This window comes from Secundilactobacillus mixtipabuli, from assembly GCF_002217925.1.
Lineage (GTDB): Bacteria > Bacillota > Bacilli > Lactobacillales > Lactobacillaceae > Secundilactobacillus > Secundilactobacillus mixtipabuli.
This window is the reverse complement of record NZ_BCMF01000003.1, coordinates 56,414-73,072: the sequence shown is the minus strand read 5'-3', so window position 1 is coordinate 73,072 and position 16,659 is coordinate 56,414. Positions and strand designations below refer to the sequence as shown.

At 44.3% G+C, this 16,659-nt stretch carries 15 protein-coding genes and 1 riboswitch; of the genes, 4 read left to right on the top strand and 11 right to left on the bottom strand.

The genetic code is table 11. From position 1 onward, the window contains the following. Positions 1–169 precede the first annotated feature (169 nt). The gene (locus IWT5_RS03075; RefSeq protein ID WP_089108483.1) at positions 170–991 is read left to right on the top strand and encodes a hypothetical protein; all 822 of its coding nucleotides are present in this window, start codon (positions 170–172) and stop codon (positions 989–991) included. Between the two features lie 52 nt (positions 992–1,043). Here IWT5_RS03075 and IWT5_RS03070 read toward each other — a convergent pair whose 3' ends face one another. The 5 genes from IWT5_RS03070 to IWT5_RS03050 form a co-directional block, all read right to left on the bottom strand. Continuing rightward, positions 1,044–2,051, bottom strand: a complete 1,008-nt coding sequence (locus IWT5_RS03070) for a LacI family DNA-binding transcriptional regulator (RefSeq protein ID WP_089108482.1) — start codon at positions 2,049–2,051, stop codon at positions 1,044–1,046. 64 nt (positions 2,052–2,115) lie between these two features. Beyond that, entirely contained in the window at positions 2,116–3,501 is a 1,386-nt protein-coding gene (locus tag IWT5_RS03065; protein WP_089108481.1) for an SLC45 family MFS transporter, read from the bottom strand. Between the two features lie 26 nt (positions 3,502–3,527). Next, positions 3,528–5,204: an alpha-glucosidase gene (locus tag IWT5_RS03060; protein WP_089108480.1), complete on the bottom strand. Its 1,677-nt coding sequence runs from the start codon at positions 5,202–5,204 to the stop codon at positions 3,528–3,530. Positions 5,205–5,604: 400 nt separating this feature from the next. Continuing rightward, entirely contained in the window at positions 5,605–6,207 is a 603-nt protein-coding gene (locus IWT5_RS03055; protein ID WP_089108479.1) for a hypothetical protein, read from the bottom strand. Between the two features lie 158 nt (positions 6,208–6,365). Then, positions 6,366–6,800, bottom strand: a complete 435-nt coding sequence (locus tag IWT5_RS03050; protein ID WP_089108478.1) for a GNAT family N-acetyltransferase — start codon at positions 6,798–6,800, stop codon at positions 6,366–6,368. Between the two features lie 495 nt (positions 6,801–7,295). Here IWT5_RS03050 and IWT5_RS03045 point away from each other — a divergent pair, with 495 nt between their 5' ends. Further along, a complete protein-coding gene (locus IWT5_RS03045) occupies positions 7,296–8,240 on the top strand; it encodes an FAD:protein FMN transferase (RefSeq protein ID WP_089108638.1) in 945 nt (314 codons plus the stop codon). 59 nt (positions 8,241–8,299) lie between these two features. Here the strand turns inward: IWT5_RS03045 and thiW are convergent, their stop codons facing one another. After that, positions 8,300–8,806, bottom strand: a complete 507-nt coding sequence (thiW, locus tag IWT5_RS03040) for an energy coupling factor transporter S component ThiW (protein WP_089108477.1) — start codon at positions 8,804–8,806, stop codon at positions 8,300–8,302. A 45-nt stretch (positions 8,807–8,851) separates the two neighbouring features. After that, the gene (gene cytX, locus IWT5_RS03035) at positions 8,852–10,036 is read right to left on the bottom strand and encodes a putative hydroxymethylpyrimidine transporter CytX (RefSeq protein ID WP_225360196.1); all 1,185 of its coding nucleotides are present in this window, start codon (positions 10,034–10,036) and stop codon (positions 8,852–8,854) included. 75 nt (positions 10,037–10,111) lie between these two features. Further along, positions 10,112–10,209, bottom strand: a riboswitch (TPP riboswitch). 220 nt (positions 10,210–10,429) lie between these two features. Between cytX and rpsN the strand changes: the two genes are divergently transcribed. Together rpsN and IWT5_RS12175 are read left to right on the top strand one after the other, a co-directional pair. Beyond that, the gene (gene rpsN / locus IWT5_RS03030; protein ID WP_089108476.1) at positions 10,430–10,699 is read left to right on the top strand and encodes a 30S ribosomal protein S14; all 270 of its coding nucleotides are present in this window, start codon (positions 10,430–10,432) and stop codon (positions 10,697–10,699) included. Positions 10,700–10,717: 18 nt separating this feature from the next. Next, positions 10,718–10,840: a putative metal homeostasis protein gene (locus tag IWT5_RS12175; protein WP_089108475.1), complete on the top strand. Its 123-nt coding sequence runs from the start codon at positions 10,718–10,720 to the stop codon at positions 10,838–10,840. Positions 10,841–10,929: 89 nt separating this feature from the next. On the opposite strand, the gene IWT5_RS03020 is transcribed toward IWT5_RS12175, so the two are convergent. The 4 genes from IWT5_RS03020 to IWT5_RS12170 all read right to left on the bottom strand — a co-directional run bounded on the left by IWT5_RS03020 (position 10,930) and on the right by IWT5_RS12170 (position 16,613). Then, positions 10,930–11,742, bottom strand: coding sequence for a hypothetical protein (locus tag IWT5_RS03020; RefSeq protein WP_089108474.1), 813 nt, complete (start codon positions 11,740–11,742; stop codon positions 10,930–10,932). Positions 11,743–11,895: 153 nt separating this feature from the next. Beyond that, entirely contained in the window at positions 11,896–13,098 is a 1,203-nt protein-coding gene (locus IWT5_RS03015; protein ID WP_089108473.1) for an SAM-dependent methyltransferase, read from the bottom strand. A gap of 434 nt (positions 13,099–13,532) precedes the next feature. Further along, positions 13,533–16,283, bottom strand: coding sequence for a cation-translocating P-type ATPase (locus IWT5_RS03010; protein WP_089108636.1), 2,751 nt, complete (start codon positions 16,281–16,283; stop codon positions 13,533–13,535). Positions 16,284–16,445: 162 nt separating this feature from the next. Further along, positions 16,446–16,613 (bottom strand): hypothetical protein, encoded by a 168-nt coding sequence (locus tag IWT5_RS12170; RefSeq protein ID WP_159459270.1) that lies wholly within the window; start codon positions 16,611–16,613, stop codon positions 16,446–16,448. Positions 16,614–16,659 lie beyond the last annotated feature (46 nt).

Genomic DNA, 16,659 nt, shown 5'->3' with positions numbered 1-16,659 from the left:
CTCGTGCTAATATCACCAGTATACTCAAATGCCGGAGTTGTGACAAAAGCCGGTTGTTTTTAGTATTTAGCTTTCATTTAACTGCATTCATGTTATTATTCCCCATAGTATAGTAAAATGAATGCTTAACGTCATGCGTCTTAATGCATTAATTCTAGGAGGAATTCCGTTGTTCCGCTTTAAGCCCTTATTATTTAGTCTATTAATTTTATTAACTGGTCTTTTCCTGACCGCTTGCGGTAATGAACAAACCCAGGTCCAGCCTAGCCATAAACTGGCTTTAGTTAAATCCGGTCAATCGTCTAAGCCACGCGTGTGGTATCATTTTGCGCAATCTCACACTCAAGTGACAAATAAGGATACTGTTAGCGCGTTATTTGTTCTCAAAAACGGTCAGGCAATGACTTATATGCTGCCAACGGGGAAACATCGCGTCACTTTAAGCGACCTGGCTCAAATGTCCACGGCAGAACAAATCAAATGGGCCAAGAAGCAAGATCGAACAGCCTTTCGTTCGGGAGTAGCGGCACAGCAAAGTCGGGTTGCTGACACCATCACCGGCATTAAGGCCGACTTAAAACGCCTGCAAAAATCGAAAAGCGATCCATCACAGATCAAAGCACTGCAGCAATATTTAAAAATCAACGAAGCTATCCATAATAATCCTAGCAAATATACGAAACCAGTCTCCTACCCGCTCACAGCCACTGAACAGGCACACGGTGAGCAATTTGGCCTCAAACTCTACCCGGTCAAAACGGTTCAATACGGCGACGCTAACATTATTACGGCAAACGAATTGCCGCTCACCAATTACAGCTTCAATAAGCGGGTCCAGCCACGTCGAATTGGCTACCACTACTATGGCGGTTATCGATCTACCGTAAACGCTAATCACTACTTGATTCTGACGCGAGTCAGCAAGCACACCCGGATTATTTATGATCACCAAAAAACGGCTGGTGTCTCAAAACCCGTCTCAGCTGAATAAATGAAGTATAAAAAAGCTCACTGATCAAATTAACGATCAGTGAGCTTTTAAGCTATTCAGCAGCATAAGTCACGCTGCCACGTTCTATCAGTTTAGTGGGGACAAATTCTTGTTTGTTCTTAACGACTTGCTGTTTCAAATCTAATTGCCGAAGCCGTTCAACACCCGCAACGCCCATTTTATAGAAGTCTTGCGAGATACTGGTCAACTGGGGCTGAACGATTTCACACATTTCGGTACCGTCAATCCCGATGACCGATAAGTCGTCTGGTACGCTTAGTTTAAACAAGTGGGCCTGATTTAAAACCCCGATGGCTACCATATCACTGGCGGCAACCACACCCGTTAAATCAGTCTTTGCGCCGTATTGCTGCATGGCTCTAAGTCCTGATTCATAGCTGTAATCACCCGACTGAACCCAATGATCCTCAGGCGTCACGCCAATTTCAGCTAGCGCTTTTTGATACCCCGCTAACCGCAACCGACCCGTATTGGGGTACCGGTCGAGCCCGGCAAAGCCGATCCGCCGATGGCCTTTATCAATCAGGTACTTCGTTGCTTGGTAACCGATGGCCAGATCGTCAGAACTAATGAATGGCCGATCGTCGTCAAAGCCCATTGATAAGAAACAAAACGACGTCTGTGCTTCTTCCAGCAACTTTAAGTTATCATCTGACAGCGCCATCGATAAGAGCAAAACACCCATGACAGGACGTTCAATCACCGTCATCAAAGCACTCTTTTGCTCAACGGGATCAGCACTGTGCGAGTAAACCACGATTAACTTGTAGCCGTACTCGGCAGCCTTCTTTTGGATTTCTTCGATGATTTCACCCGCGAAATTAGTCTTAACGGAACTTACTACCGCCGCAATCACATTACTGTGCTGTTTAACTAAATCGGCAGCTGACTGGTTCTTTTTATACCCTAATTCCCGAGCGGCTGTTTTGACTTTCGCAACGGTTTCCGCCGTGTAAAAGTCAGCTTTATTGGCTAGCACCCGTGAAACCGTTGAGGGTGCAACACCCACTTTTTTGGCGATGTCCTTAATGGTAATCACTGGTACCGTCCCTTCTTTCCTGTCATCACTTGAATTTTACAACTTCATCACTTAAAAGTCGCGTCTACTTACCTTCATGTACAATGGCGACTGAGAGTCCACCGATGATCATTGCAATGAAGCCAAAGATCATCATCATTGGTTGACTGTTTCCTAACAGTGGGAAGAGCCAGAAGCTGAGCAAAGAACCGATGATTTGCGGCATGCAGACCGCAATATTGAATAATCCCAAGTAAGAACCTTCATTTTCACCATGCAATGAAGAGGTCAGCATTGTGAATGGTAAAGTATTAATGGTAAAGTTCCCGATACCATAAAGGGCAAACGCAGCCAGTGCGATCCACTGATTATGCGTCAGGGCAACAATGATGATGCTCAATGCATCCGCAAATAGGCCAAATGAGTACCAGAATTTACGCTGATTAGGCTTAGTTTTAGCATAAACGAAGCCCCAAAGCAATGCGGCAACACTGTAGAAGGCCGTCATGACACCATACCAGTTACCAGCGGCTTGGAAGCCGGCTGAAGTTGGGTTGGTGGTGTTCCAAATGTTCTTAGCCATGGCACCCGTTGCGTAAGTCCAGGTGTACATGATCCCGATCCAACTGAATAATTGAACAACTGCTAATTCCCAGAATGAGCGTGGTGCTTTTTTAACTAATTGCCACAGACTAACTGAGGTTGCTTTCGTCTTAACGGCGATTTGGTGATACTTAGCGTAAGTTTCTGGATCGTATTCATGGACGTTGAAAATAGTCACTGCGCAGGTCACTAACAGAATAGCAGCCCCAATCAAGTAAGCCCAAATAACGGTATCTGGGACCTTACCCTTAGCAGCAGTGTTGGCCAAACCAACTTTAGTCAGTAAGTATGGCAGCAGTGCAGCTAAAATACCACCTGCATAACCAAAAATCTGTTGCCATGACCAAGCTGAGTTCTTTTGCTTGTTGTTAACCATGTCACCAGCAAGCATCCGGAATGGTGCCAAACAGATATTACTAAACATATCCATCAGGGCAATGGCAACCGCGGCGTAGATCAGCGCCGTTAGAGAACCATAACCAAAACCAAAGGATCCAGTGAATGGTAACATCACCATCACAATGGCGGTAATTGGGGCACCAACCAGCAAGTAAGGAATCCGCCGGCCAAACTTAGTCCAAGTACTATCAGAATACTTACCTAACAATGGCTGAACCAACATCCCTAACAATGGGGGCAACAGGAAGAAGAAGCCTAAACTATTAGGATTAACACCAATCGTTTGGGTAATCCGGCTCATTTGCGATCCTTGTAACGTAAACGCCATGTTGACCCCAATACAGCCAAACGTCATGGCTAAAATCGTCTTCATTGGTAAAGTTGGTAAATTGGCGTCAGCAACCGTTTCGACTGGTTCTGATTCCGGTTTTTTACCCTTCTTTAAAGAAACCGTTGAAGCTTTTTCCATGTTTGTCACACTCCTCATTTAATCCGTTAAAATTGATAGACTTTTGCTTCATAAGGACGGATATTATCGCCCTGATCATCTGAATAATTACTGATCAGCACTTTGGCATTGGCTGGAACATCATAGTGCCGCTGAACGTTTTCCTTGGTGTAATTTAAGATCACCAGCAAGGTCGTATCAGCATTCTTCCGGGTGTAGGCATAAACTTGTTCATCCTGATCATTGCCGTCAACTAGCGCATAAGTCCCATTGGTAATGACCGGTAACTCATGACGTAACTTGATCAGCTTTTGGTAGTAGTAGAAAACCGAGTTTTTATCATCCAGAGCTTGCTTGACGTTAATGTCGTGGTACCGCGGATTCATCTTTTCCCAAGTTTGATGGTCAGAAAAGCCTGCGTTTTTACTGCTGTCCCATTGCATTGGGGTCCGTGCGTTATCCCGACTGTGCTTAGCGATGTATTTCATCATGGTCTTACCATCAACCAGCTTTTGCTGATCAACGATTTGGTGATAAGAATTAATGGAGTCAAGGTCAACGTAATCATCCAGTTTATCGAAGTAGGCGTTGGTCATACCGATTTCTTCACCTTCGAAGACGTATGGGGTTCCTTGCTGCATGTGCAGCATGGTTGCCAGCATTTTGGCACTTAATACCCGGTATTCTTCGGTACTGTCATCGCCAAAACGTGATACAACACGAGGTTGGTCATGGTTGTTCCAATAGAGAGAGTTCCAGGCCTTACCAGCTAAAGCTTCTTGCCATTTTGACAAGTTAGCCCGTAAATCCTTTAAGCTCGCCTTTTTATCAGCCCAACGCCCTAGAGCTGGATTATCATTGCCATCCAAGCACATGTGTTCAAACTGGAAGACCATGTTCAGCTCTTGGTTGTTTAAGTTGGCGTATTTCTTGGCTTCATCAGTGGTAACGGATGGTGCTTCACCAACGGTTACGACATCGTGCTTACTCATTACGTTTTGATTCATTTCTTGCAGGAATTCATGAATCCGATGGCCGTTTGCAACCATTGGTTCAGGGTTAGCGTACAGATCGTCGGGGTTCTTCTTGGCGTCTGGCAAACCTTCTGGCTTAGAAATATAGTTAATGACATCCATCCGGAAACCATCAACCCCTTTATCTGCCCACCAGTTCATCATGTCGTAAACGGAATGGCGTAATTTAGGATTTTCCCAGTTAAGATCTGGCTGTTCCTTAGCAAACAAATGCAGGTAGTACTGATCAGATTGATCATCCTTTTCCCAAGCAGGACCGGTGAAGAAGGAACCCCAGTTGTTGGGAGCGCTTCCATTTTTACCATCTTTCCAGATGTAGTAATCACGATAGGGGTTATCCTTACCCTTTAAGGCTTCTTTGAACCACTGATGCTGATCCGAAGTATGGTTAACAACAATGTCCATCATAATCTTCAAACCTAAATCATGGGCTTTTGCCAGCAGCGCATCAAAATCTGCCATCGTCCCAAAATCAGGGTTGATTGCTTGATAATCCGCAATATCGTACCCGTTATCAACCTGTGGTGATTTGTAAATTGGGCTTAGCCAAACAATGTCGGCACCCAGCTTTTTGATGTAGTCTAGTCGTTCAGTGATCCCAGGTAAATCGCCAATCCCATCATTGTTACTATCTTGATAACTTGCAGGGTAAACTTGATAAACAACTGCGTTTTCCCACCATTTTTCCATCTCAATACATCCCTTTACAAAATGATTTTGTAACATCGCTTAACGGTATTGGCCAGATAGGCATTAAGTGGTGTCTTTTTATCAGAACAGCCTTTCTATCAATAATTGCAATCAATCAAATGTCGCTGTTCCGTTTCAAATTAAATCGAAGTTATTTCGTGCAAACGTTTGCACAAACGTTTGCATAACTAAATGTAAGCCCTTCCATCTAGACTGTCAAGCTGTTTCTAAATTTATTTAATTTTTAAATGACTTCCTGCTGATCGTGAAAAAAGGCACAATTGGGCTAGACATACCACCGTTTCAGGGGATGTCCACTTTGGGGCATCAAAAAAGCATGGCATAAAATTCAGTTGAATTTTATGCCATGCTTCGCAGATTACTTTTCAAAACCGTAATTCTATTTCTGTTGACTCTCATTCATGATGCTGGCCTTGCCATCCTTTATTGATAAAATGACAGGTCCACTCTTTGATTGTTTGACTTGAAGGGTGTAGCTGCTCTTTAATGATTTGTCGATTGACTGTGACATCTTTAAATAGTTGTCTGACATCGTCTTGATCGATTTAGCATTGGTTTTCGGATATTGCCACATTGTCTTGACCGCTTTAACGTACTTAGCATTCGTTGGCGTGATCGTATACGTCTTAGTTTCCTGATCAAAACTAACATCGCCAACCTTTTCGCTGTACGACTTCTGTAACTGCTGCAAGACGTTTTGTTCTGCCTTATGCTGCAGAGCAATTGAAGCAGCTTCCGAACTCTTTTGAGCAAAATATTGGTTCGATTTAACGTTGGCCTTTTGAGCAACTGTCTGATCCTGTCTTGGCTTCACCCAACCATTTTTATAAACGTAACCAAAGCTGAATAGCAAACCAGCCACACTGATGATGGTCAAAATCGCAGTTGTCCCGACCAAGCCATTATAATGTGCTGCATACCACCATGATAATCCCCCCATGATAGTCATGATGCCAAATATAAATACCAAAATAATCCCCATTGGATAGTGCCCCCCTAAACATAAGATTATCAATTCAAGACTGAACTGTTCAATTCTCTTTAAATCACACGTCTATTATAAGCCTTTTACACCTGGTAAGACTAGGAGAAAGCGATATTAGCAGCAGCCAGCAACATCTAGTTTTGACCAAATAACGGTTATTCTTTCCATTTCATTTTTAATTCAACTTCATTGGTTTCTGGATTTAATGAACGGTCAATTTTGTCGAAATCTTGGCGCTCATAGAACCGAACTGCTTTACTATTTTTTTCATAGACACTTAAACGAATTTGTTTATAATCTGATTTCAGCGCGAACAGCAAAAGACTGCCGATCCCCTCGTCACGGAAACCCGGTTTAACAAATAAACCAGCTAGATAATTCGTCATCATTCCCGCAAAACCAATGATCTGATCGTCTTGCAGCACAACATAAATCGTCGCCTTCGCCAGTTGCTTTGAAACTGCAGAGACGCGATCCTGCCAGTATTTTGCAGCGATAAACGGGTGAGAATCCAAATTTCCCGCAAGCCAAATCGCCATCAGTGCCTGCTCATTTGTTTCCGTCAGCTTTGTCAGTTTTTCAACTTTCAATTTTGACCCTCTCTTCTCTCTATCTCTTTGATACACCTTTTAAATTACGCTGCTCTCGGCTAAATGGCAAGTTCTCTGAGTCATTGGCTGAGTATGGATCTGATACCTTTATCTAATTTTATCTTAATGTTGCACTCATTTTAATTTAATGTTATAGTAACGGCAATCCAATTAAAGGAAGTGACCTTGTCCATCCGTAATTGGTATACATAAGTTTTTCATCACAGTAGAAATGGAGGAATAGTGTATGAAAGAAACTACTCAATAGGGTCCTTGGGTGTTACGAGCCGCTAGAGCGTCTTACCTCATCAAGCATGTAGCTTTGTAACACCTAATCACGCGTATCTCATGAAATGCAAATTCATTCTCACAATTGTTAGACCTTTCAGATAGTAATGAACCGCGTTGACTGCTATATTCAGTCAACGCGGTTTTGTGTTATCTTAAACTAATAAGACTTTTAATAAGACTTTTTATGGAAGGCGTGACTCCTTGATGATTCAAAAAAAATACTATGGCTTAGGAACAGCCATAACCCTCTCGGTGAACGAACCAGCAACCGAAGCAGATCTCGATGCAGGCAATGACTTGATTGCGCACTATGAAGATATTTTGACGGTTAACCGCCCCGTTTCTGAAGTGATGTCGGTCAACCATGCTGCGGGCCAAAAACCCGTTCAGGTCTCAGAAATCACCTACAAACTGGTTAAACGTGCAGTGGAAGTCAGCAATTGGCACTTGGGCTTTAATACCGCCATTGGACCACTGGTCAAGCTCTGGAAAATTGGTTTTGATGGTGCTAACCTGCCGTCTGATGCAGACATTAAAGAACGCCTGCAGCTCATTGATCCTGCCGATATCCAGCTAGACGATCAGAATCGAACCGTTTTCCTCACTAAGCCGGGAATGGAAATCGATCTGGGTGGCATTGCTAAAGGCTACATTGCAGATGCTATCAAGGATTTATGGGTGTCGCGCGGTGTCAAAAGCGGCATCATCGATCTTGGCGGTAACATCCTGTTAGTGGGTGACAGTGCGCATACAAATGGCCAATGGCGAATTGGCGTTCAGAACCCTTTAAAAGAACGTCACGTTGCACTGGGCGTTTTAACCACCCCCGCAAAATCGATCGTCACCTCTGGCATCTATGAGCGCTACTTGGTTATCAACGGTCACAACTACCATCACATGTTTGACTCTAAGACCGGTTATCCGATTCAAAACGATTTGGAGAGTGTCACTATTGTGAGTGACCTCTCCATTGATGGCGATATTTGGACTACTGAAGCTTTCTACCAAGATATCGAAAAGGGGATTCCCATGATTGAAAAGCAGCCCGGGCTGGACGCTATTTTTGTCACCCGCGACTTCAGAGTTGCCATTACATCCGGTTTGAAGGACAGCTTTATGTTAACCGACGATCATTACCACCTTATTTAACTGCAAAAAAATAGCGTGTCTGACAGTCTCACGACTGGTCAGCACGCTATTTTTTCACACTACTTATTAATTCGATTCAACTGCGGCTGAATAACCGTTGCCCAGATACTTTTCAATAACACATAGGCAATAACTGAACCCACGAGTGCACTGAGGAAGAAGCTCGGCACAAATAGCCAGAGGGCCCCCTTAGCGCCTAATAGCCAAGCCGCAATCGGATAAGCTGCAATAGCGCCGATAATACCAGTCCCAATCAATTCACCGAACACCGCCGCAATCAGCCGCTTCGTGTATCTGAACAGTAGGCCGCTCAAAAAGGCACCGAACATACTACCGGGAAAGGCTAAAATCGTGCCAGTTCCTAACAGATTACGAATCAATGACGTTAGAAAGGCTTGCGTCATTGCCCACCACGGGCCTAATAAAGCACCCGAAACAACGTTGATCAAATGCTGCATCGGAGCAACTTTTGCCACACCCACTGTGAACTCAAACAAACTGCCACCGATAACCCCTAAAGCAACAAGAACGGACGTTAAGGTTAAATAATAAACTTTCTTGTTCATAACTGTTATTCCTCTCTATGCTCTTCTTAAGCGACTCTCACTCAACTAATCCGTCATCAACGGGTATTTCTTCGTCACTAATCCGGTCAGATAAACCCCTAATCCCAGAACCAGTAGCAAGAAGAAGGTCGTCCCCAAGAAGAAATCTAACTTTTGCAACCACGAATAACCAACGACACCAATCAGCCACCAAATAAAGTTCAGCGGTAATGAAAGCCGTTGATGCATCAAAAAGACGCTGACAAATAAAATTGCAAACAAGGGTGTGAAAACTGCGCCAATGGCATTTAAGAAGTTTTGATAATAGGCCATTGATACAAATAGCGCAATCAATAAGCCTAAAATCGTCACACCGATAGCTACCAGATTCACGGCCTTGGTTTTCACCAAGTTAGCAATGTTAGTAGCAGCAGAGTAGGCATCCATGAAAGTCGTTGTCACCGTTGAAAAAACAATCACCAGTAAAGCAATCATCCCCATGCTGGAATGGGACAGCACCGTTGTAAAGTCGGCTTGCCCAGTTAAAATCACCGTGAACAGCCCCAGGGAAAACATGGCAACACTGGCAATAAAGTAGCCGCAAACACTGGCCATACTGGTTTTAAAGGGTTGATCAGTATGCTGGGTGTAGTCGCCGATCAGTGGTAACCACGAAAGTGCCATGGTGACGTTTAATTCAACCGCGGCACCAAAACTTAATGGTGCCAAATTGGCACTGTTTTGCAGCCGGCCCTCTTTAATAATGGTCCAAAGCATCAGTACCATTCCGATAGCTAAAAGCACCACGATCACGTTGTTCACCTTAAAGAGCCATTTATGATCCATTAACAGCCAAACGACGATCAATACGGCTACGACTAGTGACATTACTAATACGGAGCGGTAGTTGAACAGCGCCTTCGAAAGTCCGTTCATCGCCAGCTGGGCGTTGACAATCATCACCGCCGTCCAACCTAGCAGCTGCAACGCGTTCAGCAACGAAAACAGCCAGACACCTGGTTGTCCAAAAACCGTTCGAGTGGCTTGAATCGCTGTCCGATTCTGTTGCGCTGACAAGTAACCGGCTGGCAACAAAAAGACAAAACAGCCGATAATATGACCAATCAAAATGGCGAGTAGCCCACTTTTCCAACCTAATGGTGCAATCAACGTCCCCGTCACAATTTCAGCGATTGAAATCGCTGCACCCATCCAGAGCAGAAATAGCCCGCTCGGTTTCGTATTACCCAATCTAAAAGCCCCTTTTCCAAACAAAAAATCTTCCAGCCGCAGTTGGTTCCGCGCACTGAAAGATCATCATTTCTTTGATGTTCACGTACACTTTCCTTCGCAAGTATTAACTATACAGGTTCGAAGGGACTAGATTCATCTATCTCAGCCAAATGGCGCCCCTAGTGCATTCAATTTTCAGTTATCATTTTACCATAATTACTGCTGCTCTGTATCAGCTGCAAAGCGTAATTATTACAGTTTAATTAAACCAAGTCAAAATAGTAGTAATTCGAAGCAATTATTGGTAGATTAGAACCGTTGTTGTGACAGATTATAATACTGCTAACGCTATTAACCGAGTAATTACTTAATGGTTGGTTACACCTACATCACTAAGTCATTGGAGGAAATATGGCAAAGAAATCAAAGATTGCGAAGTACAATAAGCAGCGTGAGCTGATCGCCAAATACGCAACTATTCGGCGTGAATTAAAAGCTCAGGGCGACTACGAGGCCTTAGCACGACTACCCAAGGATTCTAATCCTAACCGGTTACGTAACCGGGATGGTTTAGACGGCCGACCGCGTGGCTACATGCGTAAGTTCAATATGTCTCGCTTGAATTTTCGGAAATACGCGCACCTTGGTCAAATTCCTGGCGTCCGTAAGGCATCTTGGTAAAACACAAGGAGATTACCTATGGAAAAAAGTGATCTGGCTAGCGCTTACCGTCGTCTTAAGAGTCCCAGCTTAAAGACCCGAAAACGGGCGATGAAAGTCATCCGGGATGCTAAGCGCACCGCAGCTAACACCAAAAAATAACCTTTAAGCCTGTTCAAGGCCAAAAAAGCCGTTGGGATATGAAAGATGAACCCTGAGTTCATCCGCCATATTCCGGCGGCTTTTTTGGTTTATTCTGCTGGTGTCACTTTGAAATGAATCAGACTGCGATCATCAAACGAGCGATTACCGGGTACAACTCCCTTCGTTGACCGATACTGATGACTGCACTCTGGATCATTTTGCAGGACAGCTCTGAGTTCCGCCTCTGATTCAGCTAAACTGGTCGCAGCTCTGGGATAACCATCACTGGCTAGAACGATTTCATGTGGCTCTTGAGTTAACGGGTAGATCTTCAGCAATGAAGCTGGGATTGATTGGCCATTAAAGATGGCGTATCCCCACTCACGATCAGTTGAATTAGCAAATTGGGTGGCCTTTAAAATCCAGGGTAAAATGGCCTGACGACCGGGATCTTGTTGCTGGCCGTCTGCAGACAAGCGCAAAATCAAGCTACGCATATTCGATAGGACAAGGTCACTTGGTTTAGGATTAGTCAGTAGTCGGCCATCCAAGTTAATTTGCGCATCACCGATCTGCCACAGTTCATTACGGAACCGTGAATAAACGACCGCCACTGCCTGAAGGCCCTGACTGCGTCGATCAGCTGTAAAATGAATTCGGTCATAAAACGCAGCAAATTCTTGATTCACCTGTTCGATCAATGCGGTCAGCTTGGCGTCCCTTGGCAGCCGTTCTAAAACACCCGCAATTAACGTGGAAGCCAACTTGCCAGTTGTCTTCCCTTGATACGTAAAGTTCGACTTACTCGTGACACCATCAACAATGCCAATAAAGTCTGGTGTATTAACAATGGTGTCCTCACACTTTTCATCGCTCACTTTTCCCCGAATAAATGCTTCAACCACCTGAACTGAAACCAAATTACCATCTCCATTAATAATCCTAAGTCTATCATAGCGATATTAAAGTGGGTTTGTTAACTGATTCGATCCATTTAATCCAAATAAAGCCTATTCCGACAACGTTTCCCGGAATAGGCTTTATTAACTTTAAATTCTAGCCTTTATCGCATGCTAGGCATTTTGCGCAATCTCTTTATTATCAGCATCATACACATACTGACGGGTCATCGGCAGGCCAGTGCCACTGGGTGCTTTTACCAGTAAGTACTGCATGACGTCGATGTTGCCGCCTTCAAATGAGCCGGCACAGGCTTGAAGATACATGCTCCACATCCGGGCAAATTCTTTCCCATACTTTTCGGCCGTCTTATCTTCAACTTTTTGGTAGTTTTTAAACCACATTTCAAGCGTTCTTTGATAATGGCGACGCAGCGGTTCAATATCAGAAAATTGCAGCTTAGCGTCCATAATGTGCTGTAAGTTTTCTGCGACATTCGGGATGTATCCGCCAGGGAAAACATACTTCGTAATAAATGGATCAACTCCGGCACCTTCATGCTGGCCGGTAATCCCGTGAATCAGAGCACGGCCGTTTGGCTTCATGAAATCGGCAACCTTTTTAAAGTAGAGGCCAAGGTTTTCCTTACCAACATGTTCGAACATCCCAACGGAAGTCACGTAATCAAACTGATCATGGACTTCACGGTAGTCTTCCAGCAAGACATCAACCTTGCCTTCAAGGTGACGGTCTTTGATCTGTTGCTGGGTGTAGTCGTATTGTTCTTGACTAAGGGTGATACCAGTAGCATGGAGGCCGTATTCTTCAGCGGCCATGATCAACAGTGTCCCCCAGCCGCTACCAATATCCAGCAGCCGTTTACCAGGTTCTGGTTTTAGTTTATTTAAAATATGGTGCAGTTTGTTAACCTGGGCTTCTTCCAACGTATCATCATCGTGTTTAAAGTAAGCACACGAATAAGTCATCGTCTTATCTAACCACATTTTATAAAAGTCGTTACCAATATCATAATGACTTTGAATGTCCTTTTGACTTTTCTTTTCAGAATGGGACATTTTCGGAAAATGCTTGATAAACGGATTATTGGTCAAAAAACTATCAGTTGAACGGAAGGCTGAAGCCACCAGTTCTTGAATGCTGCCATCAATCTCAATGGCACCCTTCATATAGTCTTCGGCTAATGTTAAAGTTGGCTCGTCAGTAAAGCTCTTCAACGGAAGTTCTTCATTAAACCGGATTTTAACAACCGGTTCGCCGTCACCATAAGTTTCTTCCTTACCATCCCAGTATGTTACTGAAACGGGAATATCAAATGCACGGCTCAATAATTGTCGGTACACGGTTTTCTCTAACACGTAACTGCCTTCTCTCTTACAAAAATTAACCATCGTTAGTTGTCACTGTTAACTTAATTGACAAGTTACCTAACTAATTGATTAGACTACAAGTCAATAAAGGGTTTGTCAACCGTTACGCCCTCTGATTACTAGCGACAGCGACGTGTTATTTGAGGCTGTGACACAACTCGGTAGATTCCAGAATATAACACCAAACGACGTCATTCCGATGGGTTTATCGGGATGACGTTGTTTGGTGTTATATGGCCGGAATCTGAGTTGTAGAGCAGGTTAAGGCTATATTTAAGTCATGAACTAAAGCAAATTTTAGGCTGTGTGTACGTCAAGAAATTAGATTAAATCCTTGTCGATATCGCTTTATGGCACAACCGCAGCCTAACAATCCTCAGATTTGAGTTAGGCTGTCCCTGATTCAGTTATTGTCAAAATATCTAGCTTCGTTTTCGTTTCCGCTGAACCCACTTACGGCCCTCTTCAACTAAGACAATGGGAATCGGGATCACACACAAGAATAACCAATCCTGGCCTAATAACGGTGTCATATGGAAGACGCTCTGTAATACCGGCGTGTAAGAGAGAATCATCAAGAGGAGCACTTCAACAACGATTCCTACCCAGATAATATGATTACTGAAAATCCCCACTTTGAAGATCGACTCTTCTTCCGTTCGGCAGTTCAAAGCCGCTGCAATCTGGCAAAAAATGATGGCTGCCAATGTCATCGTAGTCGCCCGACTGTACCCAACACCACTTGAAAGCAGAGCACGGTTCGGCCATCCTGCTTGCAGATTAGCAAAGAAGTAGGCCAACGTCGAAATGACGGAAGCAATGGCACCATACCACGCAAAAGCCTTCCAAAGGATCCGCTTACTCAATAAGTGCGCGGTTTTAGCACGTGGCGGTTGCTGCATCACGCCAGGCTCTGCTGCCTCAGACCCTAGTCCTAGAGCAGGCAGCAAATCAGTGCCTAAATCAACCGTTAGGATTTGCATAATCGTTAATGGTAACGGGATCAATCCTCGACTAAACAGAAACAGTGCTGAGGGGACCGCTTCTGGCATATTAGAGTTGAGAATGTAAAGCAGAAACTTTTGCAAATTACTATAGACGACCCGGCCTTCTTCAATGGCTGCCACAATCGAAGCAAAGTTATCATCGGTTAGGATCATATTGGCCGCGTCTTTTGCAACGTCCGTACCAGTGACCCCCATGGCTACCCCAATATTGGCCTTCTTCAAAGCTGGGGCATCGTTGACCCCGTCACCAGTCGAGGCCACCACTTCACCCATACTCTGTAACGTCGAAACAATCTTATACTTCTGTTCTGGCGCGACCCGGGCAAAAATAATTTCCTCCTGCAGGGCTTCTTTCAAGTCATGATCATTTAGGGTATCCAACTCAGCACCAGTGATCACCCGTGCTTTATCAGAGGTCAAACCAATCTGCATCGCAATTGACTTGGCAGTTAACTGACTATCACCGGTAACCATAATAATTTTAATTTGAGCCTCGTGACATTTTTTCACGGCGCCATAAATTTCTGGCCGTGGCGGATCTGACATTGCCGTTAAGCCCACAAAAATCAGCTGTTTCTCGGCATTAGCAATTTCCAACCCATCAACTTGAGTCTGATTTTTAAACGGAATTGACCGGTAGGCAAAAGCGAGGGAGCGCAATCCTTGAGCAGCGTATTTTTCGTTAGCAGCATCAATACTTTCTTTATCTGCAGCCGTTATTTCCCGGGAAATGCCATTGACCTGAATTTGGGTACATTGTCCAAGCAGATCACTTAACGCCCCCTTAACGTAAATATCAAGCTGGTTACCCTCACGATGAACCGTGGTCATCATTTTACGGCGGGAATCGAAGGGCAGCTCCTTAACCCGTGGCATAATTTTCAAATGTGCTGCCGTATCGAAACCGGCTTTTTGGCAAAGGATGACCAATGCCGCCTCGGTCGGTGTCCCCAAGATCTTGGGCTTTTTTAATTTCCCATTATTTTCAACTTGGGTGTCGTTATTCAACGCTGCAATCGAAATCAGCCGATTCAAGTCTGGTGTACCCACCTTTGAAACCGGCTGGCCGTCCTTCTCAACTTGACCATTATTAACGAAGCCTTGACCAGAAACGGTGAACTCTCCCGTGGGCACCCAAATATGGTTAACCGTCATCTGATTTTGAGTCAGCGTCCCGGTCTTATCTGAGCAAATCACCGTTGTTTCGCCGAGGGTCTCCACACTATTCAAATCTTTGACTAATGCATGCCGCTTGGCCATTTTTTGGACCCCCCTAGCCAGCGAAAGTGTCACGGTGGGTAACAGTCCTTCTGGGATAAACGCGACGATCATTCCCAGGGCGAAAATAAACGATTGATTGACTGGATAGTGCACGAAGAAAGTGGCCGTTAGGAAGAACAGCAACCCAATAATCATGGCGATGATCGAAATCTGCTTCGTCAATCGATTCAGTTCCAAAGTTAATGGGCTCGTCAGATTACTCTGTTTTTCAGTTAACGACGCAATTTTACCAAATTCGGTCGCCATTCCCGTGGCAATGACCACGGCTTTCGCTGTCCCTGCACCAACAGCAGTACCTGCATAAACAATGTTCGATTCGGCGTACTTTCCCTCTCCAGGGGTAAATTCAACACTTTTTGATTCCGGAACGGTTTCACCCGTCAGTGCCGATTGATCGACCTGTACCGAAGTTGCTTCTAGTAACCGGGCGTCTGCCGGAACGGCATTACCGGCCTGCAAGTCAAATACATCGCCTGGGACAAGGTCTAACGCATTGATCTGCTTGACTTTACCATCCCGATGAACGCGCGTGTAGGTTGGCAGCATTGCCATTAGTGAATCAGTTGCCTTAGCGGCTCGGTGTTCTTGCCAATAGCTAAAAACACCATTGATGATATTGACCGCCCAAATCGCTATTCCCAGTTCGACCGAGCCGCTTAACATCGCAATGATGCCGCTGACCCATAGTAAAATCGCCATTAAACTCGTAAAATTCTTCAAGAAAATCAGTAATTGCGATTGCTGTTTTTGCCGGTGAATCGTATTTTGACCAACCGTCTTCAATCGCGCAGCTGCCACGTCTTCACTCAGACCTTGATCGCTCGTTTTCAAATCACTTAAAAGTTGGGTTAAGGGCATCGTTGCCGCCTTATTTTCGCTCTTCATGATGATCACCGACTTTCCTTTCACTCATTGAGCCTATACTGAATTGTTTACTTATTCACATACATAGTACATCTTAACCACCCTTTGTTCACCATTTCCGATAAATAAAAAAAGGTTGAACCTTAAAAGATTCAACCTTACTATTATCTTCAAATGAAATGGTTAGCCACGTAAGTTAATCATTAAATCAACTTGACCTTGGTCACGTGATTTAATCTTTAATTCGTTCTGGGCATTCGTTGTTGCCTGCTTACCCTTCTTGATCAAGTTTTGAATCAAGCGCTGTCCAAAATTGTTGCTCATTCCTGTAATCATCCAAGTGCGTTTCATATGCCCAGCTCCCTTCAAGCATGCATTAATTGGAGAATATATTACG

Coding starts and splice junctions, on each gene's coding strand:
- IWT5_RS03065 (WP_089108481.1), bottom strand. CDS start 3,501: ATGGAAAAAGCTTCAACGGTTTCTTTAAAGAAGGGTAAAAAACCGGAA.
- IWT5_RS03060 (WP_089108480.1), bottom strand. CDS start 5,204: ATGGAAAAATGGTGGGAAAACGCAGTTGTTTATCAAGTTTACCCTGCA.
- IWT5_RS03055 (WP_089108479.1), bottom strand. CDS start 6,207: ATGGGGATTATTTTGGTATTTATATTTGGCATCATGACTATCATGGGG.
- IWT5_RS03045 (WP_089108638.1), top strand. CDS start 7,296: ATGATTCAAAAAAAATACTATGGCTTAGGAACAGCCATAACCCTCTCG.
- thiW (WP_089108477.1), bottom strand. CDS start 8,806: ATGAACAAGAAAGTTTATTATTTAACCTTAACGTCCGTTCTTGTTGCT.
- rpsN (WP_089108476.1), top strand. CDS start 10,430: ATGGCAAAGAAATCAAAGATTGCGAAGTACAATAAGCAGCGTGAGCTG.
- IWT5_RS12175 (WP_089108475.1), top strand. CDS start 10,718: ATGGAAAAAAGTGATCTGGCTAGCGCTTACCGTCGTCTTAAGAGTCCC.
- IWT5_RS03010 (WP_089108636.1), bottom strand. CDS start 16,283: ATGAAGAGCGAAAATAAGGCGGCAACGATGCCCTTAACCCAACTTTTA.
- IWT5_RS12170 (WP_159459270.1), bottom strand. CDS start 16,613: ATGAAACGCACTTGGATGATTACAGGAATGAGCAACAATTTTGGACAG.